Annotated in this window: 27 protein-coding genes; 14 read left to right on the top strand and 13 right to left on the bottom strand. The window is 42.3% G+C overall.

The genetic code is table 11. The annotated features are described in order from the left end of the window. Window positions 1-103 precede the first annotated feature (103 nt). Genes NKMY2_RS07305 through NKMY2_RS07295 form a run of 3 tightly spaced genes read left to right on the top strand, consistent with a single transcriptional unit; the run spans window position 104 to window position 3,099 of the window. Window positions 104-976, top strand: a complete 873-nt coding sequence (locus tag NKMY2_RS07305; RefSeq protein WP_042686571.1) for a PfkB family carbohydrate kinase — start codon at window positions 104-106, stop codon at window positions 974-976. Window positions 977-1,006: 30 nt separating this feature from the next. Then, a complete protein-coding gene (locus tag NKMY2_RS07300) occupies window positions 1,007-1,999 on the top strand; it encodes an NAD(+)/NADH kinase (protein ID WP_042686569.1) in 993 nt (330 codons plus the stop codon). 2 nt (window positions 2,000-2,001) lie between these two features. After that, window positions 2,002-3,099: a hypothetical protein gene (locus NKMY2_RS07295; RefSeq protein ID WP_052347592.1), complete on the top strand. Its 1,098-nt coding sequence runs from the start codon at window positions 2,002-2,004 to the stop codon at window positions 3,097-3,099. 34 nt (window positions 3,100-3,133) lie between these two features. Here the strand turns inward: NKMY2_RS07295 and NKMY2_RS07290 are convergent, their stop codons facing one another. Together NKMY2_RS07290 and NKMY2_RS07285 are read right to left on the bottom strand one after the other, a co-directional pair. Further along, window positions 3,134-3,418 carry an antibiotic biosynthesis monooxygenase family protein gene (locus tag NKMY2_RS07290; RefSeq protein ID WP_042686568.1) on the bottom strand — a complete coding sequence of 95 codons (285 nt, stop codon included), beginning with the start codon at window positions 3,416-3,418 and terminating at the stop codon, window positions 3,134-3,136. A 6-nt stretch (window positions 3,419-3,424) separates the two neighbouring features. Then, window positions 3,425-5,023, bottom strand: a complete 1,599-nt coding sequence (locus NKMY2_RS07285) for a CTP synthase (RefSeq protein ID WP_042686566.1) — start codon at window positions 5,021-5,023, stop codon at window positions 3,425-3,427. Between the two features lie 78 nt (window positions 5,024-5,101). On the opposite strand from NKMY2_RS07285, the gene NKMY2_RS07280 reads away from it, so the two are divergent. Continuing rightward, a complete protein-coding gene (locus NKMY2_RS07280) occupies window positions 5,102-5,374 on the top strand; it encodes a SemiSWEET family sugar transporter (protein WP_042686564.1) in 273 nt (90 codons plus the stop codon). A 3-nt stretch (window positions 5,375-5,377) separates the two neighbouring features. Here the strand turns inward: NKMY2_RS07280 and trpA are convergent, their stop codons facing one another. From trpA to NKMY2_RS07250, 6 genes are read right to left on the bottom strand one after another with little or no spacing between them, the layout of a single operon-like run. Next, window positions 5,378-6,193, bottom strand: a complete 816-nt coding sequence (trpA, locus tag NKMY2_RS07275) for a tryptophan synthase subunit alpha (protein ID WP_042686563.1) — start codon at window positions 6,191-6,193, stop codon at window positions 5,378-5,380. Continuing rightward, window positions 6,165-7,364 carry a tryptophan synthase subunit beta gene (gene trpB / locus NKMY2_RS07270; protein ID WP_042686561.1) on the bottom strand — a complete coding sequence of 400 codons (1,200 nt, stop codon included), beginning with the start codon at window positions 7,362-7,364 and terminating at the stop codon, window positions 6,165-6,167. The genes trpA and trpB overlap by 29 nt, the downstream gene beginning before the upstream one ends. Continuing rightward, complete coding sequence (locus NKMY2_RS10540) at window positions 7,361-8,134, bottom strand: indole-3-glycerol phosphate synthase TrpC (RefSeq protein ID WP_076613407.1); 774 nt, start codon at window positions 8,132-8,134, stop codon at window positions 7,361-7,363. The genes trpB and NKMY2_RS10540 overlap by 4 nt, the downstream gene beginning before the upstream one ends. Then, window positions 8,131-9,174 carry an anthranilate phosphoribosyltransferase gene (gene trpD / locus NKMY2_RS07260; RefSeq protein ID WP_042686559.1) on the bottom strand — a complete coding sequence of 348 codons (1,044 nt, stop codon included), beginning with the start codon at window positions 9,172-9,174 and terminating at the stop codon, window positions 8,131-8,133. The genes NKMY2_RS10540 and trpD overlap by 4 nt, the downstream gene beginning before the upstream one ends. Further along, the gene (locus NKMY2_RS07255) at window positions 9,171-9,758 is read right to left on the bottom strand and encodes an anthranilate synthase component II (RefSeq protein WP_042686557.1); all 588 of its coding nucleotides are present in this window, start codon (window positions 9,756-9,758) and stop codon (window positions 9,171-9,173) included. The genes trpD and NKMY2_RS07255 overlap by 4 nt, the downstream gene beginning before the upstream one ends. Continuing rightward, window positions 9,755-11,104 (bottom strand): anthranilate synthase component I family protein, encoded by a 1,350-nt coding sequence (locus NKMY2_RS07250; protein WP_042686556.1) that lies wholly within the window; start codon window positions 11,102-11,104, stop codon window positions 9,755-9,757. The genes NKMY2_RS07255 and NKMY2_RS07250 overlap by 4 nt, the downstream gene beginning before the upstream one ends. Window positions 11,105-11,282: 178 nt before the next feature. On the opposite strand from NKMY2_RS07250, the gene NKMY2_RS07245 reads away from it, so the two are divergent. Then, complete coding sequence (locus NKMY2_RS07245) at window positions 11,283-11,483, top strand: hypothetical protein (RefSeq protein WP_042686553.1); 201 nt, start codon at window positions 11,283-11,285, stop codon at window positions 11,481-11,483. Window positions 11,484-11,494: 11 nt separating this feature from the next. Here NKMY2_RS07245 and ilvD read toward each other — a convergent pair whose 3' ends face one another. Further along, window positions 11,495-13,183, bottom strand: coding sequence for a dihydroxy-acid dehydratase (gene ilvD, locus NKMY2_RS07240; RefSeq protein WP_042686550.1), 1,689 nt, complete (start codon window positions 13,181-13,183; stop codon window positions 11,495-11,497). Between the two features lie 60 nt (window positions 13,184-13,243). Beyond that, window positions 13,244-13,852, bottom strand: coding sequence for a protein disulfide-isomerase (locus NKMY2_RS07235; RefSeq protein WP_042686548.1), 609 nt, complete (start codon window positions 13,850-13,852; stop codon window positions 13,244-13,246). A gap of 136 nt (window positions 13,853-13,988) precedes the next feature. Here NKMY2_RS07235 and NKMY2_RS07230 point away from each other — a divergent pair, with 136 nt between their 5' ends. After that, complete coding sequence (locus NKMY2_RS07230) at window positions 13,989-14,393, top strand: HIT family protein (protein WP_042686547.1); 405 nt, start codon at window positions 13,989-13,991, stop codon at window positions 14,391-14,393. A gap of 86 nt (window positions 14,394-14,479) precedes the next feature. Next, window positions 14,480-14,950 carry a response regulator gene (locus NKMY2_RS07225; RefSeq protein ID WP_042686715.1) on the top strand — a complete coding sequence of 157 codons (471 nt, stop codon included), beginning with the start codon at window positions 14,480-14,482 and terminating at the stop codon, window positions 14,948-14,950. A gap of 1 nt (window position 14,951) precedes the next feature. Here NKMY2_RS07225 and prf1 read toward each other — a convergent pair whose 3' ends face one another. After that, a complete protein-coding gene (prf1, locus tag NKMY2_RS07220) occupies window positions 14,952-16,226 on the bottom strand; it encodes a peptide chain release factor aRF-1 (protein WP_042686545.1) in 1,275 nt (424 codons plus the stop codon). Between the two features lie 114 nt (window positions 16,227-16,340). Between prf1 and NKMY2_RS07215 the strand changes: the two genes are divergently transcribed. Next, window positions 16,341-16,712: a hypothetical protein gene (locus NKMY2_RS07215; RefSeq protein WP_157832488.1), complete on the top strand. Its 372-nt coding sequence runs from the start codon at window positions 16,341-16,343 to the stop codon at window positions 16,710-16,712. Here the strand turns inward: NKMY2_RS07215 and NKMY2_RS07210 are convergent, their stop codons facing one another. Together NKMY2_RS07210 and NKMY2_RS07205 are read right to left on the bottom strand one after the other, a co-directional pair. Continuing rightward, entirely contained in the window at window positions 16,713-17,366 is a 654-nt protein-coding gene (locus NKMY2_RS07210; RefSeq protein WP_042686713.1) for a DsbA family protein, read from the bottom strand. Window positions 17,367-17,397: 31 nt separating this feature from the next. Continuing rightward, window positions 17,398-18,042 (bottom strand): DUF4443 domain-containing protein, encoded by a 645-nt coding sequence (locus NKMY2_RS07205; RefSeq protein ID WP_177316529.1) that lies wholly within the window; start codon window positions 18,040-18,042, stop codon window positions 17,398-17,400. 61 nt (window positions 18,043-18,103) lie between these two features. Between NKMY2_RS07205 and NKMY2_RS07200 the strand changes: the two genes are divergently transcribed. From NKMY2_RS07200 to NKMY2_RS07175, 6 genes are all read left to right on the top strand, one after another. Beyond that, on the top strand, window positions 18,104-18,319 hold the full coding sequence (locus NKMY2_RS07200; protein ID WP_042686541.1) for a CbtB domain-containing protein: 216 nt from the start codon (window positions 18,104-18,106) through the stop codon (window positions 18,317-18,319). A 9-nt stretch (window positions 18,320-18,328) separates the two neighbouring features. Beyond that, the gene (locus NKMY2_RS07195; RefSeq protein ID WP_042686539.1) at window positions 18,329-19,057 is read left to right on the top strand and encodes a CbtA family protein; all 729 of its coding nucleotides are present in this window, start codon (window positions 18,329-18,331) and stop codon (window positions 19,055-19,057) included. Between the two features lie 112 nt (window positions 19,058-19,169). Then, on the top strand, window positions 19,170-19,499 hold the full coding sequence (locus NKMY2_RS07190; protein ID WP_042686537.1) for a winged helix-turn-helix domain-containing protein: 330 nt from the start codon (window positions 19,170-19,172) through the stop codon (window positions 19,497-19,499). 16 nt (window positions 19,500-19,515) lie between these two features. Beyond that, window positions 19,516-19,842: a hypothetical protein gene (locus NKMY2_RS07185; RefSeq protein WP_042686535.1), complete on the top strand. Its 327-nt coding sequence runs from the start codon at window positions 19,516-19,518 to the stop codon at window positions 19,840-19,842. Between the two features lie 74 nt (window positions 19,843-19,916). Continuing rightward, window positions 19,917-22,139 carry an FTR1 family iron permease gene (locus tag NKMY2_RS07180; protein ID WP_238549800.1) on the top strand — a complete coding sequence of 741 codons (2,223 nt, stop codon included), beginning with the start codon at window positions 19,917-19,919 and terminating at the stop codon, window positions 22,137-22,139. Then, complete coding sequence (locus tag NKMY2_RS07175) at window positions 22,120-24,240, top strand: hydantoinase/oxoprolinase family protein (protein WP_042686532.1); 2,121 nt, start codon at window positions 22,120-22,122, stop codon at window positions 24,238-24,240. Before NKMY2_RS07180 ends, NKMY2_RS07175 begins: the two co-directional genes overlap by 20 nt. Window positions 24,241-24,276: the final 36 nt, after the last annotated feature.

Genomic DNA, 24,276 nt, shown 5'->3' with positions numbered 1-24,276 from the left:
CCTTACCTCAAACGTGGAATTGGTAATCGAAAAAGGGAAGATCCTCTGCAAATCCTGTTTAAAAATGCAAAAAACTAAATCCGCAGGATAAAGACTCTATAAAATGAAGCTCGGAATATTTTCTCACTGCACAATAGATCAAATAAAAATCGGCACGGACTCATACGAGCGACCCGGTGGGCCTGCATGCTATTGCGGTCTTGCCGCAAGAAGGCTGGGTTTTGATGTTGAACTGTTTACGAAATTTGGCCCTGATTTTACATTTACAACGGAATTGCAGAAAAATAAAATAAAGTTTGATAATGCCCTATCTAGTAAGCCAACAACAAAATTTACCTTGGAAGTAAAAGACTCTGAAAGAAACCTCTGGCTGGAAAATGTCTGCGAGAAGATTCCTTATTCTGACTCTGATGCAGATGGCGTGCTTGTAAGTCCTGTATTTGATGAGATATCAAAAGAAACTTTGGATAAAATCAAAAAAAATTCCGAGATGACGTTTTTAGATCCGCAGGGATTTCTGAGGCGAGTTGATTCTCAAAAAAAAATATCGCTTGACAGAACAGAACTGGACTTGTCAAAAATCACCGCGATAAAGTCTGACCCAAGCGAAGTCCAGAGCTTGACTGGCATGACAGGGGTAGAGGGAGCACTCGATTTGCAAAAACGCGGCGTCGAGCACGTGCTGTACACGAACAAGCGAGACGTCTCCCTTCTGTCAAAAAACAGGCTTTATTCTATCCAACTGCCAAACATGGAAATTGCTGACACATCTGGAGTCGGTGACATTTTTACTGCCGCATTTTGCTGTACCTTGCTAAAGGAACGAGACATTCTCTGGGCGTTTAGCTTTGCAGGCGGGGCCGCACAGGCGGCGTTAGAATCAAAACAGATTGGCCTTGACAAGGTCCCTACAAAGGGCGAAGTCCAAACAAATGCCTCGTATTACTATAATATAATGAAGTTTACAGATGTCTAAGCTTTTATTGTAATTGGTAGTTGTGTCTTTGTGCATATTGGAATTTCAGGCTCCACTCCGTCTGACCTTGCGGTAAAAACCATCAAAACAGTCCTCGATGATTATGGGATGGATTCAGTGTATGTCGGCAACAAGTCAAGAAAAGACGTCGATTGCATTATTGTCACCGGCGGGGACAAGGGAGTTAGAAATTATTTTCATAAAACGCAGGACCCTCAAATCCCAATTCTAGGTGTGAGTGAATCTGAGACAAGTGGATTTTTGGCACAAGTTGATCTAAAAGAGTTCTCATCTTACGTCAATCGCATAAAAAAACAAGATTATGAGACAAGTGAATTTACAAGACTTGGGGTCAAAATAGATGGAAAGCCCGTATCTTCGGTGCTAAACGATGTAGCTGTATTTCCATCAAAAAGCGCAATGCTGATGGAGCACATACTTCGGGTAAACCGAGAGGAAGTGTGGCATGACAGCAGTGACGGAATAATCATATCTACACCTATTGGCTCCTCGGCATACTCGATGTCAGCTGGAGGGCCAATGATATTTCAGGACTCGCCAGTGTTTGGAATTGTTTCGGTAAACTCGCTTGACATCACAAGAAGACCGCTCATAGTGCCAGACACAAGCGTGGTGGAAATAGACGACATCTCTGCAAGACTGTACTGTGAAGTAATTCTTGACGGCATTGACAGATTCAAAATAGTAAATACCTTAGAATGCACAAAATCTGACCCGCCTGCAAGAATCATAAAAATGAAAAAAGATTCATCGGCAGTATCTGCCCTCACAAAGAAAGTAAGGCTTGCAGAGGATCTGCTCAACATGCCTCCAAGCTCAAAGCTATTGCTAAAGACCCTGGAATACGAAGGAATACTGACACAGAGGGAGCTTGCGGCTAAAACCTTGCTTCCGGACAGAACGGTGCGCCTTGCCCTGAGGCACCTTTTAGACAAGGGTTATGTCAAAAAGAAGATCTCAATTAGGGACGCAAGGCAGAAAATATACGAGATTTCCAATTAGTCATGACGCATATCAAGCTCATTTCTATTGCAACTGTCTTACTTTTACTGTGTGTGACCTTTAGTTCTACTGCGTTTGCAGAGACAAGGGTCCCGTACTGGATAATCCAGAATCTTAGGTGGTGGGCCAACGACAAGATACCTACCGCCCAGATCGAATCATCATTGTTGTGGATTGGCGTAAGAGAAAAAATCAAGATGACCCTAGTTGATGGCCCATCCCAAATCCCAGATGTCATAAAAAGAGATACAAAAAAATGGAATCTTGGGGAACTTTCCGACGCAGAGTTTTTTAACAAAATAAAGTCGGGGCTCAAAGACGGCTCAATTAAGATTTCCTCAAAATCAAAATTCAACATAAATGACTACAAGGAGCATGAATTCTCAGGACATTCGCCGCTTTTTAGGACGTTTGCATACAAAAAAGACTTCATAACTGTGAACGGCGAGAAGACCCCAAGAGACATACAATTTGAACTGCGCTCAAACCAAACCGAGATGTACAAAAGACTAATGGTAAATGAGAAAGACGCAATTGTCATAGTTCCGATTTTTACTAAATCCGCATATGACGAGCCTGGGTTTTACACATACTATCGTGGTGAATGTGACACAAAATGCCTAACAAAACAAATCAAATACACTGCGCCCCATGGCTATTCCAGCTCTTCTAATGCGATAAAGGTCTTGAACTTGCTTGGGTATCACACCAACACCGATGTTGCGGTAGATTCAAACCCAAAAATTCTCTCCAAATACAAAAAAGTAATTGTCTTGCACAACGAATACGTGACGCAGGCCGAGTTTGACGCAATAACCAGCCATCCCCGCGTGTTGTATCTTTATCCAAATGCGCTGTATGCTAAAGTGTCTGCCAACTACCAAACTGATACAATAACACTGGTTCGAGGCCATCACTACCCCACAAGTACGGTTGGAAATGGATTTGACTGGAAATTTGACAACAGCAAGCTGGAATATGACACAACATGCAAAAACTGGAGCTTTACCAAAGTCAAAAACGGAAAAATGCTAAACTGCTATCCTGAGCACATCATATTTTCTGATGCCGAACTGCTAAAAGCAATAAAAGACTACTAGGGATTGCAAAAGATCATTCATCTTAACTGATTCTTTATTGCGAGATAACTTGGTAGAAGTTTGGCGATGGTGCTTTTTTGAGAAAACCAGTCAGCTGCCTGCGGATCTCATCGTGTTCTTTTGTCTGGTGTATCTTTGCGTGTGATTCCTTGTCTGCAAATTCTACTATTAACCCGTGTTTTCCATCGTCTGATTTTATCAGCCTTCGGTTAACGAATCCAGGCAATTTCAATAGCACCTTGTTTGTTTCAGCAATCCATGCCTTGAATTCATCTTCGGCGTTTTCTTTTAGCTCGATATCTATTAGTGCTACATACATGGCTAATCACTTTGACGCGGCACTGATAAATGCTTCAAATGCCTCTTCAGGGTAGCCCGGCCTACTGTTAAATTCAGGATGGAACTGCACTCCAAAATAGAACTTGTGAGACGGAATCTCCAGCATCTCCATTCTTTTGGCGTTGTCGCTTTCCGCTGAGAAAACCATTCCGTTCTTTTCAAAAATGTCTATGTATTTTTTGTTGATTTCATATCTGTGCCTGTGTCGTCGTATCACCTTGTCGGAATTGTATGTCTTGTGTGCAAGTGTGTTGCCTTTTACTAGAATTTCATGTGCCCCCAGCCTCAATGATCCCCCCATGTTTGAGACAGTTTTTTGTTCTGGGAGCAAATCAACTATTGGGTTTGTGGTGTTTTGGTCAAGCTCAGTCGAGTTTGCGTCTTTGAAGTCGCATACGTGTCTTCCAAAGGCAACTGCCGCAAGCTGAAAACCAAAGCAAATGCCAAAGTATGGTATGTTTTTCTCTCTAGTGTAATTTGCAGTTTTGATTATTCCCTCTGCCCCCCTTGAGCCAAATCCCCCTGGCACTATCACCCCGTCATATTTTGATAGATCATCGACATTTCCGTTGATTGTTTCAGAGTCAATCCAGTCGATTGAAACCACCTTGCCAATTTTTGCTCCAGCATGTTTTAGAGCATGGTTTACACTAACATAGCTGTCTGTAAGCGTGACATATTTTCCAACCATTGCGATTTTGACATTGCCTTGTGCTGTCTGGAGCGAGTTCACTATGGAGTTCCATTTGTCCCAATTTGCAGAGGTGTTGACTAGTCCAAATTTGCCAAACTTGGTAAATATTGTATCAACTATTCCCTGATCATACAGAATTTGTGGAACCATGAAAATTGATTCTACATCATGACATGAAAACACATCACGAGTTGTAACGTTTGTAAACATGGATATTTTCTTTTTTGTAGACTCGTGTAAGGGGCTGGAACATCTTGCAGCGATGATGTCTGGCTGGATACCAATTCTCCTTAATTCTTGTACACTGTGCTGTGTCGGTTTTGTCTTTTGTTCCCCTACGACATCAAGTGAGGGCGTAAGTGTCACGTGGACAAATATCACGTTTTGTGAGCCTTCCTCAAGTCTTAGCTGCCTTAGTGCTTCTAAAAATGGAAGACTTTCAATGTCACCTACAGTTCCGCCGCATTCCACAACTAGGATGTCAAGTTTTTCATCTTCTGCGATTTTTCTAATCCTTCGCTTGATTTCGTCTGTGACGTGTGGAATTATTTGGACGCAGGCGCCAAGATACTCCCCGCGTCTTTCTGCCTCGATTACCGTTGAGTAAATCTGGGCAGTTGTGATGTTGTGCGTCTTTGGTATGTTTTGGTTCAAAAATCGTTCATAATTGCCAATGTCCATGTCGCATTCGCCCCCATCCTCTGTGACAAAGACCTCGCCGTGAGCAATTGGGTTCATTGTCCCTGCATCGTAGTTCAGGTAAGGGTCTATTTTTACGCAGGAAACCTTTTGATTTGATAACTGTAATAGTTTGGCAATAGATGACGTCATCACGCCTTTGCCAAGCCCAGACATAACACCGCCAGTAACGAAAATGAACTTTGTCTGCACATTTACAAGTGGAAATCGGTGTTTTTAATTCTTTATACTGGGACAAAATTCTAATACCAATTATTTGGTCTGAAAGAAGTGTTTTTTGAAGGAATCTGGATAATCATCCTTGGAACTATCGCGTCAGTAATGGTTACTGTCGGATGGATTCCTCAAATTATTCGCGGCTATAAAACAAAAAGCCTCTCTGATGTCTCGTACTATCTCATGATTTTGATTTCCACAGGATCTGTTTTGTGGATTTTTTATGGAGTCGAGATCAATGATAAAATAATAGTCGGGGTCAACATAGCAATCTTGATTTTTAATTTGACACTGCTTGGCATGAAGATAAAATATTCAAGAAAGTAAAACTCAGATAATCTTTGTCGTGCTTTTTAGTTTTTTTGTAAACTCAGTGACCGTTTTTTCAAGTTTTGAAGTTGGAGTTTTTTCCACCAGTTTTATTAGTGCACTGCCAATTATGACTGCGTCTGCTCCCTGTTTTATGAAATGCCCGACATCTTCTGGAGTTGAAATGCCAAATCCGATTCCAACTGGAATTTTTCTGTCAACTATTTTTTTTGTGTTCCTGAGAGCGTCAATCGTGTATTGCTGAATTTTGTTTTGAACTCCTGTAGTTCCGTACACTGCCACCAGGTATAGAAAACCCGTTGTCTGCCTGATTATTCTTCCCAGTCTTTTTTTGTCAGTGTTTGGTGAGACTAGAAATATTGTATCAATTGCATTACTTCTGGCTGCTTTTAGGTACTCTTTTGACTCTTCAATCGTCATGTCTGGGGTGATGACCCCGTCAATTCCTGCGTTTTTTATCTCCTTGAAGAACTTTTCATAGTTTTGATGGTACAGGATGTTTGTGTATGTCATCAATACGAGCGGGATGTTGCTTTCCTGCCTAATTTTTCTCACAAGTCTAAAAAATTGCCCAAGATTGGTTCCCTTGTCAAGTGACAGCATACTTGCATTTTGTATTACCAGGCCGTCTGCCAGAGGATCAGAAAACGGAAAACCTAACTCAATTATATCTGCACCTCCCTTTATCAGCCCACGGATTACTGCAAGTGTGTCTTTTTCATTTGGATACCCAACTACGGCATACATTATTAGGGCTTTTTCATTTTTAGAATCAAGTTCTAAAAATTTATCTTGAATTCTTGATGTTCCTGACATATTCCTCAACTACTTCGACGTCTTTGTCACCCCTGCCTGACAGTGTGACAACTATTGACTCTGACTTTGGTTTTGACTTTGCAATTTTGACTGCCTCTGCAATCGCATGTGATGATTCAAGCGCTGGAATTATCCCCTCAGTTCGCGTCAGCAGCAAAAACGCTTCGATTACTTCTTTATCCGTGGCACTGCGGTATTTTACGCGATTTACGTCCTTTAGAAAAGCGTGCTCCGGGCCAACACCTGGATAATCAAGTCCTGCAGATATGCTGTGGGTTTCTTTTATCTGCCCCTCCTTGTCCTGCAACAGGTAGGTCATCATCCCATGCAAGACCCCCTTTGATCCCGCACTCAGTGTGGCAGAATGAAATTCTGTTTTCAGCCCCTTTCCTGCTGCTTCGACTCCAACGATTTCAGTATCGCTGTCAATTAACGGATAAAATGTTCCAATTGCATTTGACCCTCCTCCGACACATGCAACTACAGTGTCGGGGGCTTTCTTGTTTATTTTTTTCATCTGCTGTATTATTTCCGTGCCAATTACTGACTGAAAGTCACGGACCATTACGGGATATGGGTGTGGGCCGACTGCAGAGCCAAGCAGATAGTATGTGTCTTTTACGTTTGTAATCCAGTCTCTTATCGCCTCGTTGATTGCATCCTTTAGTGTCTGTGAACCTGATTTTACGGGATGGACCTTACTTCCCAGGAGATTCATTCTGTATACGTTCAGCTTTTGCCTTATGGTGTCCTTGTATCCCATGTATACCTCAGACGTCAGTCCTAGGCATGCGCATGCCATCGCGGTTGCGACTCCGTGCTGTCCTGCACCAGTTTCTGCAATGATTCGTTTTTTCTTCATTCTTTTGGCAAGCAGCGCCTGGCCTAACGTATTGTTGATCTTGTGTGCCCCGCCATGGAGAAGATCCTCCCTTTTGAGATAAATTTTCGCCCCTCCTATTTTCTCAGTGAGGTTTTTTGCAAAGTAAAGCGGGGTCGGGCGCCCGGCATATTCTGTAAGGTAATAGTTTAGCTCTTTTTTGAAACTTTTATCGTTTTTAATTTTTAGATAATTCTCTTCAAGCTCCTCAATTGCAGGAACAAGCGTTTCTGGAATGTATTTTCCTCCAAATTCCCCAAATCTGCCGTCTTTTGGAAACCTTGATTTCATATTGCGTTTACCAGTCCTCTGACATTTTCTTCAATGTTGTCGCTTTTCATTATGCTTGAGCCAATCAAAAACGCGTCGGCGCCGCACTTTTTTAGGAATTTGATATCGTCGGGAGAATTAATTCCGCTTTCAGACAATGTTATTTTTGATTTTTTCTGGTTCTCTAATAGTTTTTTTGTGGTGTTTATGTCGATTTCAAGCGTGTCTAGATTTCTGTTGTTTATGCCGACGACGTCTGCATCTGTTTTCATCGAATTTACAAATTCTGATTCTGTGTGCGCCTCGACTAGTACCTTCAAGCCGTTTTTATGGCCATAGGATATGAACTCGTCAATTTCTCTTAGGTGGCCCATGTCAAATAGTGATTGTATTAGCAACATATAGTCTGCACCGATTTTTTTTGCAGCGTCAATTTGGATTTTGTCAATAATGATATCTTTCATCAGCATCGGAACTTTGACTTGACGTCTGACCTCCATAAAATACTTTGGCGAGCCGCTAAACAGATAGGGCTGGGTAAGGACAGATAGTCCCACTGCACCTCCTCGTACCATTGCCTTGGCAATCGATACTGGGTCTGAGACTTTTCTGATTTCTCCCAGTGATGGAGATGCGAATTTTATCTCAGTTATGAGAGACGCATGCTGGTTATTTCGGATAGAATCTGCAAGATCCACGCCTGAATTTGGCAGTCGTTCTGAAATTTCATAAATTCCATCGCTTATGGCAGTTTGGGAATTCTTTACGAGTTTTTTTAAAACATCACTCATGATTCTGCCTCTCTTAGTTTTTCAACTTGCCCGCACGATCTCACAAAATCTGTCAGAAGAGAGTATGCCTTTTCATTTTTTATTGTCTGTCTGGCAATTTCTATTGCATCTGTAAAGTTTTCTGCAATATTAGACACCATCAACCCGCCGGCTGCATTGAGAACTGTAATTTCTAGCATTGAACGATTTGCTGTGCCATTTAGCACCGATAAAAACGCTTGAATTGCATGGGCCTTTGACGAAATCTGAATGTCATTAATTGAGGCCTTGTGCAAGCCAAATTTTTCTGGATCAATTATCATTGTTTCAGTCTTGCCATTTTTTAGAAAGCAGACCTTGTTTTTTCCAGTAGTGGATAGCTCGTCTAGTCCGTCGTTTGAGCGAACAGTCATGATGTTTTGCGCTCCTCTTTTTTTCAAAATTCTGATTATTCTTTCAAGGTAGTCTTCTGCAAATACACCAATTAGCTGATTTTTCACCTGCGCTGGATTGCATAATGGCCCAAGCAAGTTAAACGCGGTTCTTGCCCCTATCATTTTTCTTGCATTTGCAACGTTTTTCATTGATGGGTGAAATTTCTGTGCAAACATAAACCCGATTCCAAACTTTTCAATTATTTTTGTAATTTTTTCAGGCGGTGCGTTAAGATCATACCCAAAGTATTCAAAAATATCTGCACTACCCGAGATGCCAGAGACTGATCTGTTGCCGTGCTTTGCGACTATTCCACCAGACGCAGCAATAACAAACGCCGCGGTAGTCGAAATGTTGAAAGTTTGTAATTTATCGCCGCCTGTTCCGCAGACGTCTATTATCGTGCCATTGCATGCTGGATTGATGTGAATTCCGTGCCTATCAATCTCATTTAGCATTGCATAAAGCTCCTCGTCAGTCTCTCCTTTTTTTGACAAGTTTTTTAGAAAATCTGCCTTTTCAGAATCCGAAATTTTGTCGTTTAGAAGATCATCCATCGCAGTTGACATTTCGTCTAACGTCAAGTCTTGGCCCCTCTGGAGAATTTCGGTGTATTTTGTGATCATTTCTTTATCATGTTGATGAAGTTTTGGAATATTTTTTTCCCCTCGGTAGTCAAAATGGATTCTGGGTGGAACTGCACTCCCTCGATTAGGTATTCTTTGTGGCTTACGCCCATCACCTCACCGTCATCCTCCGCCACTGCAGTTATCTTGAGAACATCCGGAATGATTGTCTTGTCGCCCACAAGGGAATGATATCTTGTCGCCCTAAACGGGTTCTTCACCCCATGAAAAATCGACTCGTCTGAATGTTTGATCTGGCTTGTTTTTCCATGCCTTACGTTTCCTGCGTTTACTACCTTGCCGCCAAACTCGTGAATTATTCCCTGGTGCCCAAGACACACGCCGAGAATCGGGGTCGTAGGTCCGAGTTTTCTAATTACGTCGGAGCAAACTCCGAAATACTTTTTGTCTTCCGGGGTACCGGGCCCTGGAGATATGATTATTGCGTCGTAATTGTTTTTTTGTATTTGCTCTATTGTTATTTTGTCATTTCTAATTACGTCTGACTCCACCCCAAGCTCTCCTAAAACCTGAGCTATGTTGTACACAAAAGAATCGTAATTGTCTAGAATTAGGAATTTCATTTTGTTGCCTCCTTTAATGCGGCAAGCATCGCCCCAACTTTGTGCTCTGTTTCCTTGAATTCGTTTTCTGGCGTGGAGTCGGCCACAATTCCGGCGCCACTCTGGGCAAAACCAGATTCGCCATCAATGAATATGCTACGTATGGCTATTGCAAAATCGCAGCAGCCGTTGTTTGAAAAATAGCCTACTGCTCCGGCATACTGGCCCCTGACGTCTTCCTCCAGTTCGTTGATTATTTCCATTGCCCTGACCTTTGGCGCGCCAGTTACTGTTCCAGCTGGAAAAACCGCCTCAAATGCCGTAAACATGTTGTGTTTTGAATCAAGCGTGCCTACAACATGAGATACTATGTGCTGGACGTGTGAGAATCGTTTTACCTGCATCAGTTCAGTTACGCGTACGCTTCCGTATTTGCAGACCCTGCCTATGTCGTTTCTTCCAAGATCAACTAGCATCGTGTGCTCGGCGATCTCTTTTTCGTCGTTTAAGAGTTCTTGTTTTAGCATCTCGTTTTTCCCCTCATCTTCGGTGATTTTTCTTGTACCTGCAATTGGGAATGTTTCCACCTCACTTCCAGTGACTCGGACCAGCATTTCAGGGCTTGAGCCAATGAATGTTTTTTGTCCAAACTTCATGTGATACAGATATGGAGACGGGTTTAGTGAGCGGAGTTCCTTGTAAATTCTCAGATGGTTTCCCTTGATGCCGAAATTGAATCTTCTGGATAGCACTACCTGAAAAATATCTCCGTCATGGATGTATTTTTTTGCCTTGTTGACAATTTCTGAGAATTTTTTCTCATCCATGTTTACAGAAATATCGGAAATTTCCAATTTGCCAAAGTTTGGCTCTGATAATTTTATGTCGTTGATTCTATTCTCATCATAATAAAAGTAGAGCAGTTTTCTTGTTTTGTTGTCATATAGGATTCCGTCTTGGTAAATCCCAAACTCCATCAGTGGAGCACGATTACTTTTAATTGGAATTTTTTCGTATAATTTTACTGCATCATAATTAATTATCCCGACTGCCCCGCCAAGATACCTAAACGAGGTGTCATCTGTATGTCCAATTAGATTTTTTATCTCTGCTATTGGGTCAGTGGTGGTTATTGTCTTAGTTGAACCGTCGCGGTACTGCAAAACTATTCTGTCCTCATATCCTTGCAAAACGACGTCTGGATCAAATCCGATTAGCGATGTTTCTGCAAGCTCCTCAGGACCTGTAAGCGATTCAAACAGAAACGTATGCGAATAATTTTTTTCTATTTTAGAATAAATTTCAAACTGTGAGCCCGATATCTCTAGAGGTATTATTGTAGGACTGGAATTTCCAAAGAAGGCCACCCATGTCAATCAAGGCAGCCGTGGGATATTTATAACTTTTAAACAAGTTTTAGTCTTTGGTTGAAATTAACGCGATATTCTCAAAATGCCTCTTATTTTGAGCATGGTTTGGGCACGGGATTATATGAATTACGGTATGGTACGGTACCTTTATATGCGATCTGGGCGTATTGTACCCATGAGTCAGATCCTTGCAACAAAGCCAAAAACTCAAACTCTGTACTATGACCTACATTTTACAAAACCCGAAATCCACCTGCACAGCACAGTAAGTGAAGCAACATGTCATGTTTGCAAAAAGGAGCTAGGTGAAGGGCTAGGTCTTACGGCAAAAAGAATTGCTGACAAGACAATTCTTGTATGCAGTTTGCACAACTAGTGTTTTTCTAATTATTGCCAGATTGGGCTTGTAATTGCGCCCTGTGCGGCAGATCCTACGAGGGATGCATATTTTGCAAGCGCGCCGGTCTCATAGTTTGGCTTTCTTGGCTTCCATTCTTTTCTTCTTTGGTCTAGTTCTTCTTTTGGAACGTCAAGATCAATTATGTTCGTCTCCGTATTGATTATGATTCGGTCTCCGTTTTTTACAAGTGCAATATTTCCTCCAACGTATGCCTCTGGTGCGACATGCCCAATCATGAATCCACGTGTTGCGCCTGAGAATCTGCCGTCTGTAACAAGTGCGACTTTTTCGCCCAATCCCTGTCCGACTATTGCTGCAGTTACTGCAAGCATCTCTCGCATTCCAGGGCCACCCTTTGGACCCTCATATCTGATTACAACCACGTCGCCTTCTTTGACTTCGTTTTTTGATACTGCGTCAAATGCATCCTCTTCTCTGTCAAATACCTTGGCCTTTCCAGTGAATTTGTCAATCTTGACCCCTGCGATTTTTACAACTGCACCGTCTGGCGCAAGTGAGCCTTTGAGTACAACTGCGGTTCCAACCTTGTGGAGTGGAGTGCCAAGAGGTCTGACAATATCTGCATTTGCTGGAGGCGGAATTGTTATTGCGTCAAGGTTTTGTTTCATCGTCTTTCCGGTAACCGTTATGACGTCTTCATGAAGCAGTTTTCTATCCAATAGTTTTTTGAGCATCAGTGGAACTCCGCCTATCTTGTCTAAATCATTCATGACATACATTCCGCCTGGCTTGAGGTCTGCAATGTGTGGAACCTTTTTCCTAACTCGCTCAAAATCGTCGTACGTAAGCTTTACTCTGGACTCGTTTGAAATTGCCAATAGGTGCAATATTGCGTTTGTAGAGCCGCCAATTGCGTTTAGTATTGTTATGGCGTTCTCAAATGCCTCAAACGTCAAAATATCCCTTGGTTTGATGTTTAGTTCTAAAAGTTTTGTAGCTGCAACTCCTGTATCGTATACCATTTTCTCCCTCCTCTCATCCTCTGCGGGAGGGCTTGCGCTACCAGGTAATGATATTCCCAATGCTTCGGAAATTGATGCCATTGTATTTGCAGTAAACATTCCTCCGCAGGAGCCTGCAGTTGGACAGGCATAGTTTTCAATGTTCTTTAATGCCTCAAGTGATAATTGGCCTGCATCAAATGCCCCTACTGCCTCATACACATCTTGAACAGTTAGCTGTTTGCCGTTATAGTAGCCCGGCATTATTGTCCCGCCATATACGAAAACAGATGGAAGGTTTAGTCTTGCCATTGCCATCATTGTACCAGGTAAGCTTTTGTCGCACCCTGCAATTCCAACAAGACCGTCGTACTGATGAGCCCTGACCATTAATTCAATTGAATCTGCGATAACTTCCCTGCTGACAAGGGATGATTTCATTCCCTCATGCCCCATTGCAATTCCGTCGCTTACTGCAATGGTGCTGAATTCTCTTGGTGTCGCACCTGCATCATAAACTCCTTCCTTTGCTTTTTGTGCCAGCCTTCCAAGGTGAATGTTACACGGCGTGGCCTCATTTCCAGTATGGGACACTCCGATGAATTTGCGACTGAGATCCTCGTCTGTTAGCCCCATTGCCTTGTACATCGCTCTGTGGGGGGATCTTGACGTTCCTTCGACTACATTCCTGCTGGAAATATCGGTGTTATTCATGATATGACGACATGATTGGTTTTGCTATATTAGTATATTTTGGATTCTCAAACTGCGGAGTTATTTTTTGATTAGCTGGCCGTCAAGTTCCAGTAGTTGTGCATCTATTCCGGTTTGGTTTTCATTGCCGTATGAAATCAGTATCCTATCGTCCTCGTTTATGACATAGTCTCTGATGCTGTCTACTTTTTGATGGTTGACAAAGAACTTGAGCGAGTAATCTTCGTTTGTACAGAACGTGTGCTCTGGCTTTTTGTCTGGGAATGTAAAGCACTCATCTGTAACATCGACTTTTATCGTGTCAAACAGATAGCCCAGTTTGATATTTGACGCATGTCTGTGAATAGTGTTGCCATCCTCGCCTTCAAAGTGAATGAACGGGCTTTTTACCTGGTATAGCTGCTGCGAGAAATCGAACTTGTCGCCAAAGATTCTAACTAGTAGTGATGCATGTTCATGCTCATCTCCAAGTTTCCCTGCCCCTTCTGGAGCATTCATCGGGCTTGACTGTGTTTTTGTTATAAAGTGATAACTTGCAAATGCTATAATTCCTACAATTATTGCCAAAACTCCTATTCCGATTAGCATGTTTTTTCGTTTTTGCCTTGACTGTCTATCTACAAAACTTTCACGACGTTCTTCTTTTACTTCTCTGTCTTTTTTGCCCATGAAACACTCACACTCTAAAATTAGGACTAATTAATCAATCGATGCTAGTCCCAGTTTTGTGGGAATGATAAGTTGGTTGGGGCAATTTGCGGAAACGATCGATAATATAATAAATTGTTTGACCGCGTTGTAATCATTGCACTGCATATTTTGTGACATCATATCTGGAAATAGAGAGGGGCACTTTATCTACGAAGATGCAGATCATGTGGCATTTTTGGACAAGTATCCAATCGATAAAGGCCACACCTTGGTTGTGCCAAAAAAACACTATGAAAAAATCACAGATATGGAATCAGGTGACGTTGGGAATCTTTTTTCTAAAATACCTCACATTGCAAGCAAAATACTTGCCGCGACAAAGGCAGACGCATTTAGCATTGCCCAGAACAACGGCAGGGCTGCAAAACAGATCATACCTCACGTCCACGTCCACATCATTCCAAGATACAACGATGCAGGTGCCATATGGACAAAAAGAGTGATTCTTTCACAGGACGAGCTCAAAGTCTTGGCAAAACAAATTCGTGATCATACTTAATTGGAATTCTATACGGCGTCTTTTGATGATGTTTGTTTGAAACAAAAAAACTAGTCTTAAAACACGTATTTTCGTTAGAGATTTTCATGCCACTTGACATACTTATTGCAGAAGATAACGAGTTTACCGCAAAGCAATACAAAATCGCACTTGAGAAGAGAAACCACAAAGTCACAATGGCAAAAGACGGAGTGGAGTGTATCGATTATTACATAAATGAGGCAAAATATGACGAGCTGTTTAGGAAAAGCAGGGCGCCACCGTTTGACTTGGTTCTACTGGACCACGACATGCCAAGAAAAACTGGGGCAGACGCTGCAAGAGAAATACTAGAATACCGACCTAGCCAAAGGCTGATCTTTCTTTCAGCATACGGGCAGGGAATAATGCAAAAACTCCAGGACCTAAAAGACGAAACAATTCAGATAATTCAAAAACCATTCTCGCTGACCTTTTTGATTAAAAAAATTGAGGGGTCAAGCATCAAAAATAGAATAATCAATGCACAAGACGGCAATGTAATGACAGCTACGCAAGACAGTGCGGCAATAAGGTAGTCTATTGATTTGGGTTGTATCTGAGTACGGCTCCAACCTTACCTAGGCTAGACAGCATTGCGCCATACTCTGTGACACCTGAAATAACCTCGACTTTTGTTCCTACCTGAGCTGCAATAAGCGACAGGTAATCAACTAAATCTTGTGATATTGCCTCTTGGTCTGTACTTTTGCAGCTAGGGCACGGCTTGTTTAGAAGTTCGGTTTTTCGAGGAATCAGCTTTAATCTGTCGACGATTTCTTCCTGTAGGTTTTGGCACCTGTTGCACTTTATTTCCAATCGGTACAGGTTTGTGTCATCCGTGATTAGCAGCGTCTCGACAACATTATTTTTCAAATACTGTATTACATCTTTGAGGCCGTACATGCCCTTACCGGAATGGGAATTGACTTCACGAAACAGTTTCTCAACGAGTATTTTTTCTTCAGACAGTCTAAAGTCTGACAATACATCACTTGCCTTTACGAACGCTTCGCGAATTCCCTCTGAACCGGAATACGATGTGTCCAAAACAGCAATCACCATGTTCTGCAGTCGATATTCAAGATAGTTTGATTTTAGAAAGTCTTCCTTTGTTGGACCAGGTCCAGATACAATTAGCCCCTTTATTGGGTAAATGTCGATAAAAAATTCCTTTGTTACCTCTGCAATCCTATTGTAATAATACGTAAGTTCCATTTCTCGAAGCCTTTCAAATCTCCTTGCGGACTGGCCACCCTGTCGGTGTTTTCCGGCAACACCTGAGCTTGTTTCCCTTAGTACCTCGATTTTGTTTCCATAAAGAAGCCCCCATCCGGCATCCTTTGTGTCAATTGCCAAAAATCCAATCAGGTTGTCGTCCTTTAACATGTCCTTTAAAATGTCAACGTGAAAATGATCATCACAGCGGTACAGAAACGTGGTAAGATCCTTTGGCGGCTCTATCTCCCAGACCTTGATTACTTCGCTGCCAATAGGCCCGCCGCCCTCAGGTGGGACTGCGCCACAAAATATCACAAGGCCGTGGTCTGGGGTGTTTTTGTACAGCTTTAGTCTCTGCTGTACCCGTGATAGCGAGTCAACTACGTGAGTTCTTGTGAGATCGGACTTTATGTTGTCTGCAGTTCCCTGCTCCTCTCTTAGCGTGTTTATGACCATGTGGAGCTGCTTACCTTTTGGAACGTATACTGAAATCAGTTCGGTTCCCCTGCCAGATATGCGTGAAAGCTCGTCAAGTGTTTTTTTTATTTTGTAAAGTTTGACAGAATCCTGCTTCTCAATCGTAATTTTGCCCATTATTTGACCTCTATGGATTCAGTATTAAGAAGTTTGGGCAAACATTCCAAAATGGAATCTATTTTTGTCGCAAAGTGCCGAACTGATAATTAATCAAGCCGTGGTTTGCGGTACGTGGAAAAAAATATGCTGCCATATTGCATCGAATTGGAAGACTATCCAAAACTATTCCGGTACCGAGTAACTCCTCAGGGGTTCTGCCACATGGAAGAGATCATATCACAGATTTACCTGGAGGGAAAAGAGATTTCGATGTACAAACTAGTTCAACTCGGCATGTTGTTGCGCGTCAACATGTGTCAAACGATGAAAATGGACAACGAGACATTGTTCCAGGACGTATCAAAAAAGGCAGCAAAATACGGAGGCGTCGAGCCAGAATACGTTGCACACTGCATCAAGAGCATGGTGTTAAGAGGACTGCTCGACTCTAATCCAAAATATGACAATCAAATTGCAAACGACTTGCACAAATTGGAAAAATAATTACATGTCGTCAAGTGTTTTTCTAAACACATCGATTGGCTGATTTCCAGTAATCTTGACAATCTTGTCGCCCTTTATGATAAGAAATGATGGTGTTGCATCGATTCCGATTTTTTGCCCAAAATCATATGTGTCAAGGACCGCTTGTTTGTATTTTGACGAATCAAGGCATGACTTGAACTGATCAGCATCCAACCCTATGTTTTGAGCAAATCTGTTTAGCGAGTCCTTGCTCACCCAGCCGGTGTTTTCGCCATCCCAGTTATCGTACACCTCATCGTGATACTCCCAGAATTTTCCTTGGTCTTTTGCACAATGAGATGCCTCTGCTGCAAGAACTGAGTTCGGGCCGTTTAATGCAAAGTCCCTAAAAACAAAGTTTGCCTTGCCTGACTGGACGTATTCTTCCTTGATTGTTCCAAGGCTTGAGTCATGAAACAAATGGCAAAAAGTACACTGATAATCGCCCCACTCGACAATTGTGATTGGTGCTGACGGGTTTCCTTCGTATGGGGAACCGTTTTCAATTAATTGTTGCACTGTAAAAGTATCGTCGTCTTGTGAACCATCCTGGTTTCCAAAATACGTGACTGCAAATAACCCTCCGATTATTCCAATGACTGCTGGAATTGCAAGAAGGTAATATTTTGCCACAGACTCACACATTATGCACGCTTCAAATAGTTTACTGTCTGCCGTGCGTGGCAAGTGTCCACAGCGCAGAGTTTTTTGCCGCAATCTCTGCAACAAACGGGTCACTTGCAGATGCAATTATTATCATATCTCCGTTTTTTGGATGCAGTTCACCTGTCAACAAGTTCCTGGTTTTTTGATCATTTAGAAGGCAGTCAATATTCTCGTTTGGAAAAACGAACCTGTCCTCCTTGTAAAGAAGAGTTGTTGCCCCAGATGCGCCATACAGTATGGTGTAATCTCGTTGCTCAACCCCCGTCTTTGTCGCAAATGAATAATTTTTCAAAATGACTGCGTGATTGAATCTTCCCTGTGCAATTTGGCATTTTTTAATATCGCACTCTGCAAAGATTATCTCCAGGAGATTTTTTATGAATGCCTTCCCCTTTGCAGTAAGAAAGGTTCCGGATTTTGTCGAATCTACCATGGATTCTTTCTTTAGGTGCATGATCATTGTCTTGACGGCCCCCTCCCCCATGTGTAAGTTCTGGCAAAAACTTGATCTGCTCACGTATTCATTTTCATGCAACAATTGCAATGCCTTGAACACGTGCGGCACTGAGAATGTCAGGACCTTGCTTGATCCTTTTCGCGATACAATGTTTTGCAGTGTTTGCACTTGTTGGGTGGTGTTCATTTAGTTAAATATTGGACGATTCATCCAAGAATTTAAATACATTCATTCAGGCTTAGATTCCATGTCTTTCTCAAAAGAGATTACAATCTCAAAATCAAGTGTTCCAAAGGTTGCACTACTTGTATTAGCTACAATTTTTGCATTTGGAATATTTGAGGTAGGGTTTGATCAGGGACAATTATTCAGCATCGTCTTTGGCGAACAAGCATATGCAGACATGTACATACATGAACTGACCCATGACATGAGACATGCAGCAGGATTTCCCTGCCACTAGTGACAAGTCATGAGGACGTCTCTTTTTATTGCAATCATCTTGCTATCTGGATGCTCAGCTGGAGTCATCCACGGTCTGGTAAATTTGGCACTTGTAGAACCGTATTTGGACAGGGCAATTGGGATTGAAAATCAGCACATGTTTACGTCTGGCGAGGCAAAAGACACTCCGCAGTTTTGGGCAGAGTATTACTCGTATAGGGCGTGGCAGAAGGGAGGACAGTTGCTGGCAGGCGCAATGCTTGGCACTGCGATTGGGGCATTGTTTGGAATCGTTTTCGGGTATGCGAGAAACATTCTTCCTGGAAACAGTTTTGCCAAAAAAGCACTAGTTCTTGCAGCAATCATGTGGATTACATTGTATCTAATACCGTTTGCAAAATATCCTGCAAACCCACCAACAGTTGGAGACCCAGAAACGATTCTCCTAAGGCAGATGTTGTATGTTTCATTTATTGCGATTTCGGGGTTTGGCGCACTTGGGTTTTATCTGATTTTCAGGCGACTCAGGAGCAAGAGATTCGTCGCAGTTTTAGGATATGCGGGGTTCATTGGAATGGTGTTTGCATTGATGCCTCAAAACCCAGATGCAGTAACTGCCCCAACTGACCTAGTAAATGGGTTTAGAGCAATGTCTTTGGTTGGAGTCACGGCATTTTGGCTATCTGTCGGTTTGATCCTCGGGGCACTGTGGCAGAAACTACAACCAGACAGAGTAAAACAGACAAAATTCCAGTAAGTTATTTGGTCATGTGTCATTGTTTTCGAATTCTTATTTTGAATTGTTCTCATTTTATAGAATGAGAAGGATAACATTTTATTTAAATAACAATACAAAGTAGAACAGTGTCTTGGGTCGCAAATTTACACTTCCACAATTAAAGAAATACGACGTAACGCAAAAAGTAATTGAGGCGCTGGCAGATGCAGAGTCCAGGACTATTCTGTTTTCACTAATCAAGCAAGGCAGAACTGCTGCAGAAATTTCAGACAAATACAAGATTCCATTAAGCTCAGTTTACAAAAAACTGTCGGATCTTGAAGACTTGACACTGATTCGCGTAGAGCGCTGGATGATATCTGACAAGGGCAGAAAATTCAAAGTCTATCGAAGCAGAATAAGTAAGGCAGACATAAGTATCAAAAAGCCAGAGCCAACTCTTGTTTTGGCGCCGAATTAAACAGAGGGTATGAATTATGAAAAAAAATACCGTTTTTCAGCTCAGCCAGTATGATGTAACGCAGCAAATCATAGAAACACTGACAAATGTTTACTCTAGATCCGTGCTGTTTTCAATCACGACAAAAGCAAAAGATGCACAAAAAATTGCAGACGAGCAAAAGATGTCGATCTCCACAGTCTACAAGATATTGTCAAATCTTGAGGTACTTGCACTTGTTTATGTGGACAAATTCGAGATCTCAAACGCCGGAAAAAAAATCAAGTATTACAAAAGCAGAATTAAGAAAGCAGAAATCATAGTCGGCGGAATAAATCCGACATTGAACTTGCAATCAAATTAGTTTTTCATATTCTCATTCTAGATTCTTAGAACGTATCTCTGTTTTAAATACCGTTAGCTAGCCCTAACCACACAGTGACCCCCAAACAAATTCTTCTTTCAATTGCAATGGTTTCCATTTTATCGGTCAGTCAGGCATCCTTTGCACAGGCCGAAACTGACCACTCAATCCAGTCTACAGGCGAAATAGTTCAGATTGGGATTGGCCTTGTAAAAACAAGCATAGCAGGCAACGATTACGGACAAGCTGCAAAGTATTCCAAGTTTACTACCGGTGTTTACGGTCACCAAATAAGCCAGCTCCGAGAGGCAAATGTGAAGCAGGCAGACGATCTGCACTTGGTGCTACTTGACATACATTCCAAAATAGAAAGCAATGCGCCATCAGGTGAAATACTGGCAGATGTCGCAGTGGCAGAGCAACTGGTAAGCGAGTTTCCAAAATCACAGCAAGTCCCATTTGTTGTGTCTGATTTGCTGACTGCAGCAGACGAGAGTTATCAAATCGCAATTTCAGAAAACGACATTGAGCACCATTTGATGTCGGTGTCACTTGTCGATAAAGCAGTTCAACTGTTTATGTCAGACTCGTCATTTGACGAAAGACAGACTGGCGAACTTGCGTCATTTTTTGACGAGCTAAAAATAAAGATTGCCCAAAAACAGGATTTTGTCTCCGTCGGAAAACTGATCACGACAATACAGCGCGACCTTACTGGGACTGACTCTGCATCATCAGATCATGAACATTTGTATGCCATGATAAGGCAGCATTATGACCGAACATTGGCTGAAATCAAAGACGGCAATTACGCAAAAGCAGAAGAACATGTCATTGCAGCATATCTTGACAACTTTGAGTATCTCGAAGCGGACATCGGTAAGGCAGATGAGGCACTCTTGCACAAAATGGAATTAAACATGAGGGAAAATTTGCGAGCGATGGTACAAGAAAAAAAATCATATGATGAGATACAGTCCTTTATCAATGATCCAATACTTGTAGACCTTGACAATACGGAAAATCTGATTTCAGAATCATCACTTGCCAGTCAGACAGTGTCCGGAATTGAACTGGAAAAAGTAACAAATGAAATGGGCTCAGCCACAGAAGACCAAAAGTCAGTCGTACGAAGCCAGATTGACTTTATTCGAATGACCCTCCAGACAATGCTAAGCCAGTACAAGGAAGGCAATACCCAGGCTGCATTTGTCTCTGCAAGAACCGCGTATTTGGACAGCTATGAACACGTAGAAATCCCACTGCGAACAATTGATCCTGACTTTACATTACAAGTGGAACTTCAGTTTGCAGAGCTTCGAAGTTTGATAAACCAGAAGGCAGATTATGACAAAATTGAGCAGGCTACAATTTCAGTAAGGCGAAGCCTCGATGAATCAGAAAGGCTAGTCACGGGAACCGGCCAGCTTGCTCCAACAATTGCGTTTACATCATCGTTTGCGGTTATTTTCCGAGAGGGACTAGAGTCAGTTCTGATTCTTGGCGCCATCCTTACTTATCTTGAAGCGTCAAGGAATGTAAAGTTCAAGCGATTCGTATACTATGGAATAGTCTTGGCAATTGGAGCAACTGCCGTAACGTGGTTTATTGCATCATATATCATCAGAATATCTGGTGCAAACAGGGAGCTAATCGAGGCAATTGCGGCACTTTCCGCAACCGCAGTATTGTTTTATGTGAGTTTTTGGATTCTAAATAAAATAGAGCATAAAAAATGGATGGAGTTTGTAAAAGCCAAGGTCTGGCAGGCATCAACCACGGGTGGAACAGCTGTGTTTGTGATGCTTTCATTTTTCACAGTATACCGGGAAGGATTTGAGACAGTGTTGTTCTATGAAGCGATGTTTGGATTTGCAAAATACATGGAAACGTATGTCGGGTTGGGATTTGTCGCAGGAATTGCAACCCTGCTCGGAGTATACTTTGTAACAAGAAAACTGGGGAAAAGACTGCCGCTCAAGATGCTTTTTGGCCTTACGATGGGAGTCGGCGCATATCTTTCAATTGCATTTTTGGGCAATGCCGTAAGGGAGTTACAAACACTTGACATTTTGCCGTTTACCAGCCTTCTTGGAATTGTTCCAAGACTCGATATCAACATGGCAAAGATGACTGGAATTTATCCGACACTTGAGACAATAATTGCACAGGCAATCATGCTTGGAATATATCTGGTAGCGGCATCATATGTGCTTGTTTTGAAGCCAAGAAGGGAAGAGAAAATAGCCACAATGCGCAAATCAAGAAGGGAAATCGATGAGTCAACGACGCATTAGAGTAGGAATTGATGTAGGCGGCACGTTCACAAAGGCAATAGCAATAGACATCAAAACTGGGCAGCTTATCGGCAAGTCAACTACCCCCACCACACACAAGGCGCAAAAAGGCGTCTCGGAAGGAATCGTGCTTGCACTATCCCAGCTAGTTAATGAATCAAAAATAGAGTTATCCGAAATCGAATTAATTGCACACAGTACCACTCAGGCAATTAACGCGCTGCTTGAATCCGACACTGCAAAGGTCGGCATAATTGCAATGGGTGTGACGCCAGAAAAAGGCGACGTCATAAAAAGAACAAATCTACAGGATGCCACATTTAACTCTGATCAAAGCCTAAAGACAGAACATGTCTTTCTTGATACATCTCACCTGATTTCAGAAAAAGAGGTACACCATGCAATCAATTCCCTAAAGGACAGAGGAGTCAAGGTAATTGTCGCAACAGAAGCGTTTGGAGTGGATGATCCGTCAAATGAAATGTTTGTAATGAAAAATGCGATGCAGGGAAACATTCCAGCCACTGCGTCGCATGAAATTTCTGGAATTTACGGCCTTGAAATTAGGACGCTGACTGCGGCAATCAACGCAAGCGTCCTTCCAAAAACAGTCGAGGTCGCAAACTTTGTAGAGGAGGCCATTAGAAACGCAGGAGTCAACGCACCGTTAATGATCATGAAAGGAGACGGCGGAGTTACAAACATGGACACGTTTAGGACAAAGCCAATTCTAACCATTCTTTCAGGACCGGCTGCCAGTGTTGCAGGTGCCTTGCTGTATCTCAAGGTAACAAATGGAATATTTGTCGAAGTTGGCGGAACGAGCACCAACATCTGCATAATAAAAAATGGCAAGCCTGAGATTCGTTATGTTACGATAAAAGACCATCCAACGTGCATCCGTTCAATGGATGTTCGCATTTTAGGCGTGGCTGGAGGCAGTATGATAAAGATAAAGGACGGGCGGGTTTGGAAGGTGGGTCCGCGAAGCGCCCACATTGCAGGTTTAAAGTATGCCTGTTTTGCAGACCCGGACGTTTTGAAAAAAGGAAAAATCATCACAATAAAACCCAAGGAAAACGACGTTGAGCCGTACGTTGCAATAAAATGCGACACTGAAACATTTGCAATCACAAACACGTGTGCCGCAAACGCACTTGGTATGATAGAAAAGGACGATTATTCATTTGCAAACCAAACCTCTGCAAAAATTGCAATGGAGATGCTCGGACGCGAGCTCAAGGTAACTGGTCCTGAGGCGGCAATGTCTGTAATCCAGACAGCATCGTTTGAGATAACAAAGGCAATTTCGAAAATCATAAAAGAGTTCAAGATGGAAAAGGCAAAGACCCAGATAATAGGCGGTGGCGGAGGGGCATCAGTGCTGGTTCCTTTTGTCGCAAAACAGCTCGGAGTGCCGTACAAAAAAGCAGAGCATGCCGAGGTCATATCGTCAATAGGAGTCGCATCCTCGATGATTCAGGAGGAAATAGAGCACACAATATCCAACCCGACACCTGAGCAAATATCTGAGATGCACAAAAAAATTCACGCAATCATGATTGACAAGGGGGCAGTGCCAGAATCAATTCTGATAAACAGCGAGTATATTTCAGAAAAAGCGCTACTCAGAGTGTCTGCAACAGGAAATGTGGAACTTGACAGCGCGGAGAACGCAAAGAACATCTTTACACTTGATGAGGCGCTCATCAGGGCAAGCGAGATGATGGAAGTCGGCAAGGATCTTGTAGAGTTGAGCTTTGAAACTGATCATTACTTTGTATTCACAGGACACGTTTCAGAAAAAAAGCTGTTTTCAAAGAAAAACAGACACCATGTCTTGGTATTAGACAGATTCGGCCGAATGAAATTATCGCACAAAAATGCAAAAATATTCCAGGGTGGAAAGATATCGATTCTAGAAGAATTAGACGACTTTTTAGAGTCCAGAAACAACGACATTGCGCCGCAGGTGTACCTTTTGAACAACCTAAAACTAGTTGACTTTTCAAGCCTGACGTCAGTATCGCACATCCTAAACGCGGTACAACAAGAGCTTGACAACTCTGAAAAAGCAGCAATAATAGTCGAAACAAACTAAAAATACGGAAAAATCTATATTGTTATAGGTTAACAA

The sequence above is a fragment of the Candidatus Nitrosotenuis chungbukensis genome, assembly GCF_000685395.1.
Classification (GTDB): Archaea; Thermoproteota; Nitrososphaeria; order Nitrososphaerales; family Nitrosopumilaceae; genus Nitrosotenuis; species Nitrosotenuis chungbukensis.
The sequence above is the reverse complement of the archived record's forward strand: the minus strand, read 5'-3'. Positions and strand labels throughout refer to the sequence as shown.

Coding starts and splice junctions, on each gene's coding strand:
- NKMY2_RS07205 (WP_177316529.1), bottom strand. CDS start 18,042: ATGAACACCACCCAACAAGTGCAAACACTGCAAAACATTGTATCGCGA.
- NKMY2_RS07175 (WP_042686532.1), top strand. CDS start 22,120: ATGAGTCAACGACGCATTAGAGTAGGAATTGATGTAGGCGGCACGTTC.
- NKMY2_RS07185 (WP_042686535.1), top strand. CDS start 19,516: ATGAAAAAAAATACCGTTTTTCAGCTCAGCCAGTATGATGTAACGCAG.
- trpB (WP_042686561.1), bottom strand. CDS start 7,364: ATGAAATCAAGGTTTCCAAAAGACGGCAGATTTGGGGAATTTGGAGGA.
- NKMY2_RS07290 (WP_042686568.1), bottom strand. CDS start 3,418: ATGTATGTAGCACTAATAGATATCGAGCTAAAAGAAAACGCCGAAGAT.
- NKMY2_RS07245 (WP_042686553.1), top strand. CDS start 11,283: ATGAGTCAGATCCTTGCAACAAAGCCAAAAACTCAAACTCTGTACTAT.
- NKMY2_RS07255 (WP_042686557.1), bottom strand. CDS start 9,758: ATGAAATTCCTAATTCTAGACAATTACGATTCTTTTGTGTACAACATA.
- prf1 (WP_042686545.1), bottom strand. CDS start 16,226: ATGGGCAAAATTACGATTGAGAAGCAGGATTCTGTCAAACTTTACAAA.
- NKMY2_RS07295 (WP_052347592.1), top strand. CDS start 2,002: ATGACGCATATCAAGCTCATTTCTATTGCAACTGTCTTACTTTTACTG.
- NKMY2_RS07235 (WP_042686548.1), bottom strand. CDS start 13,852: ATGGGCAAAAAAGACAGAGAAGTAAAAGAAGAACGTCGTGAAAGTTTT.
- NKMY2_RS10540 (WP_076613407.1), bottom strand. CDS start 8,134: ATGAGTGATGTTTTAAAAAAACTCGTAAAGAATTCCCAAACTGCCATA.
- ilvD (WP_042686550.1), bottom strand. CDS start 13,183: ATGAATAACACCGATATTTCCAGCAGGAATGTAGTCGAAGGAACGTCA.
- NKMY2_RS07305 (WP_042686571.1), top strand. CDS start 104: ATGAAGCTCGGAATATTTTCTCACTGCACAATAGATCAAATAAAAATC.
- NKMY2_RS07195 (WP_042686539.1), top strand. CDS start 18,329: ATGAGGACGTCTCTTTTTATTGCAATCATCTTGCTATCTGGATGCTCA.
- trpA (WP_042686563.1), bottom strand. CDS start 6,193: ATGTCAGGAACATCAAGAATTCAAGATAAATTTTTAGAACTTGATTCT.
- NKMY2_RS07225 (WP_042686715.1), top strand. CDS start 14,480: ATGCCACTTGACATACTTATTGCAGAAGATAACGAGTTTACCGCAAAG.
- NKMY2_RS07200 (WP_042686541.1), top strand. CDS start 18,104: ATGTCTTTCTCAAAAGAGATTACAATCTCAAAATCAAGTGTTCCAAAG.
- trpD (WP_042686559.1), bottom strand. CDS start 9,174: ATGATCACAAAATACACCGAAATTCTCCAGAGGGGCCAAGACTTGACG.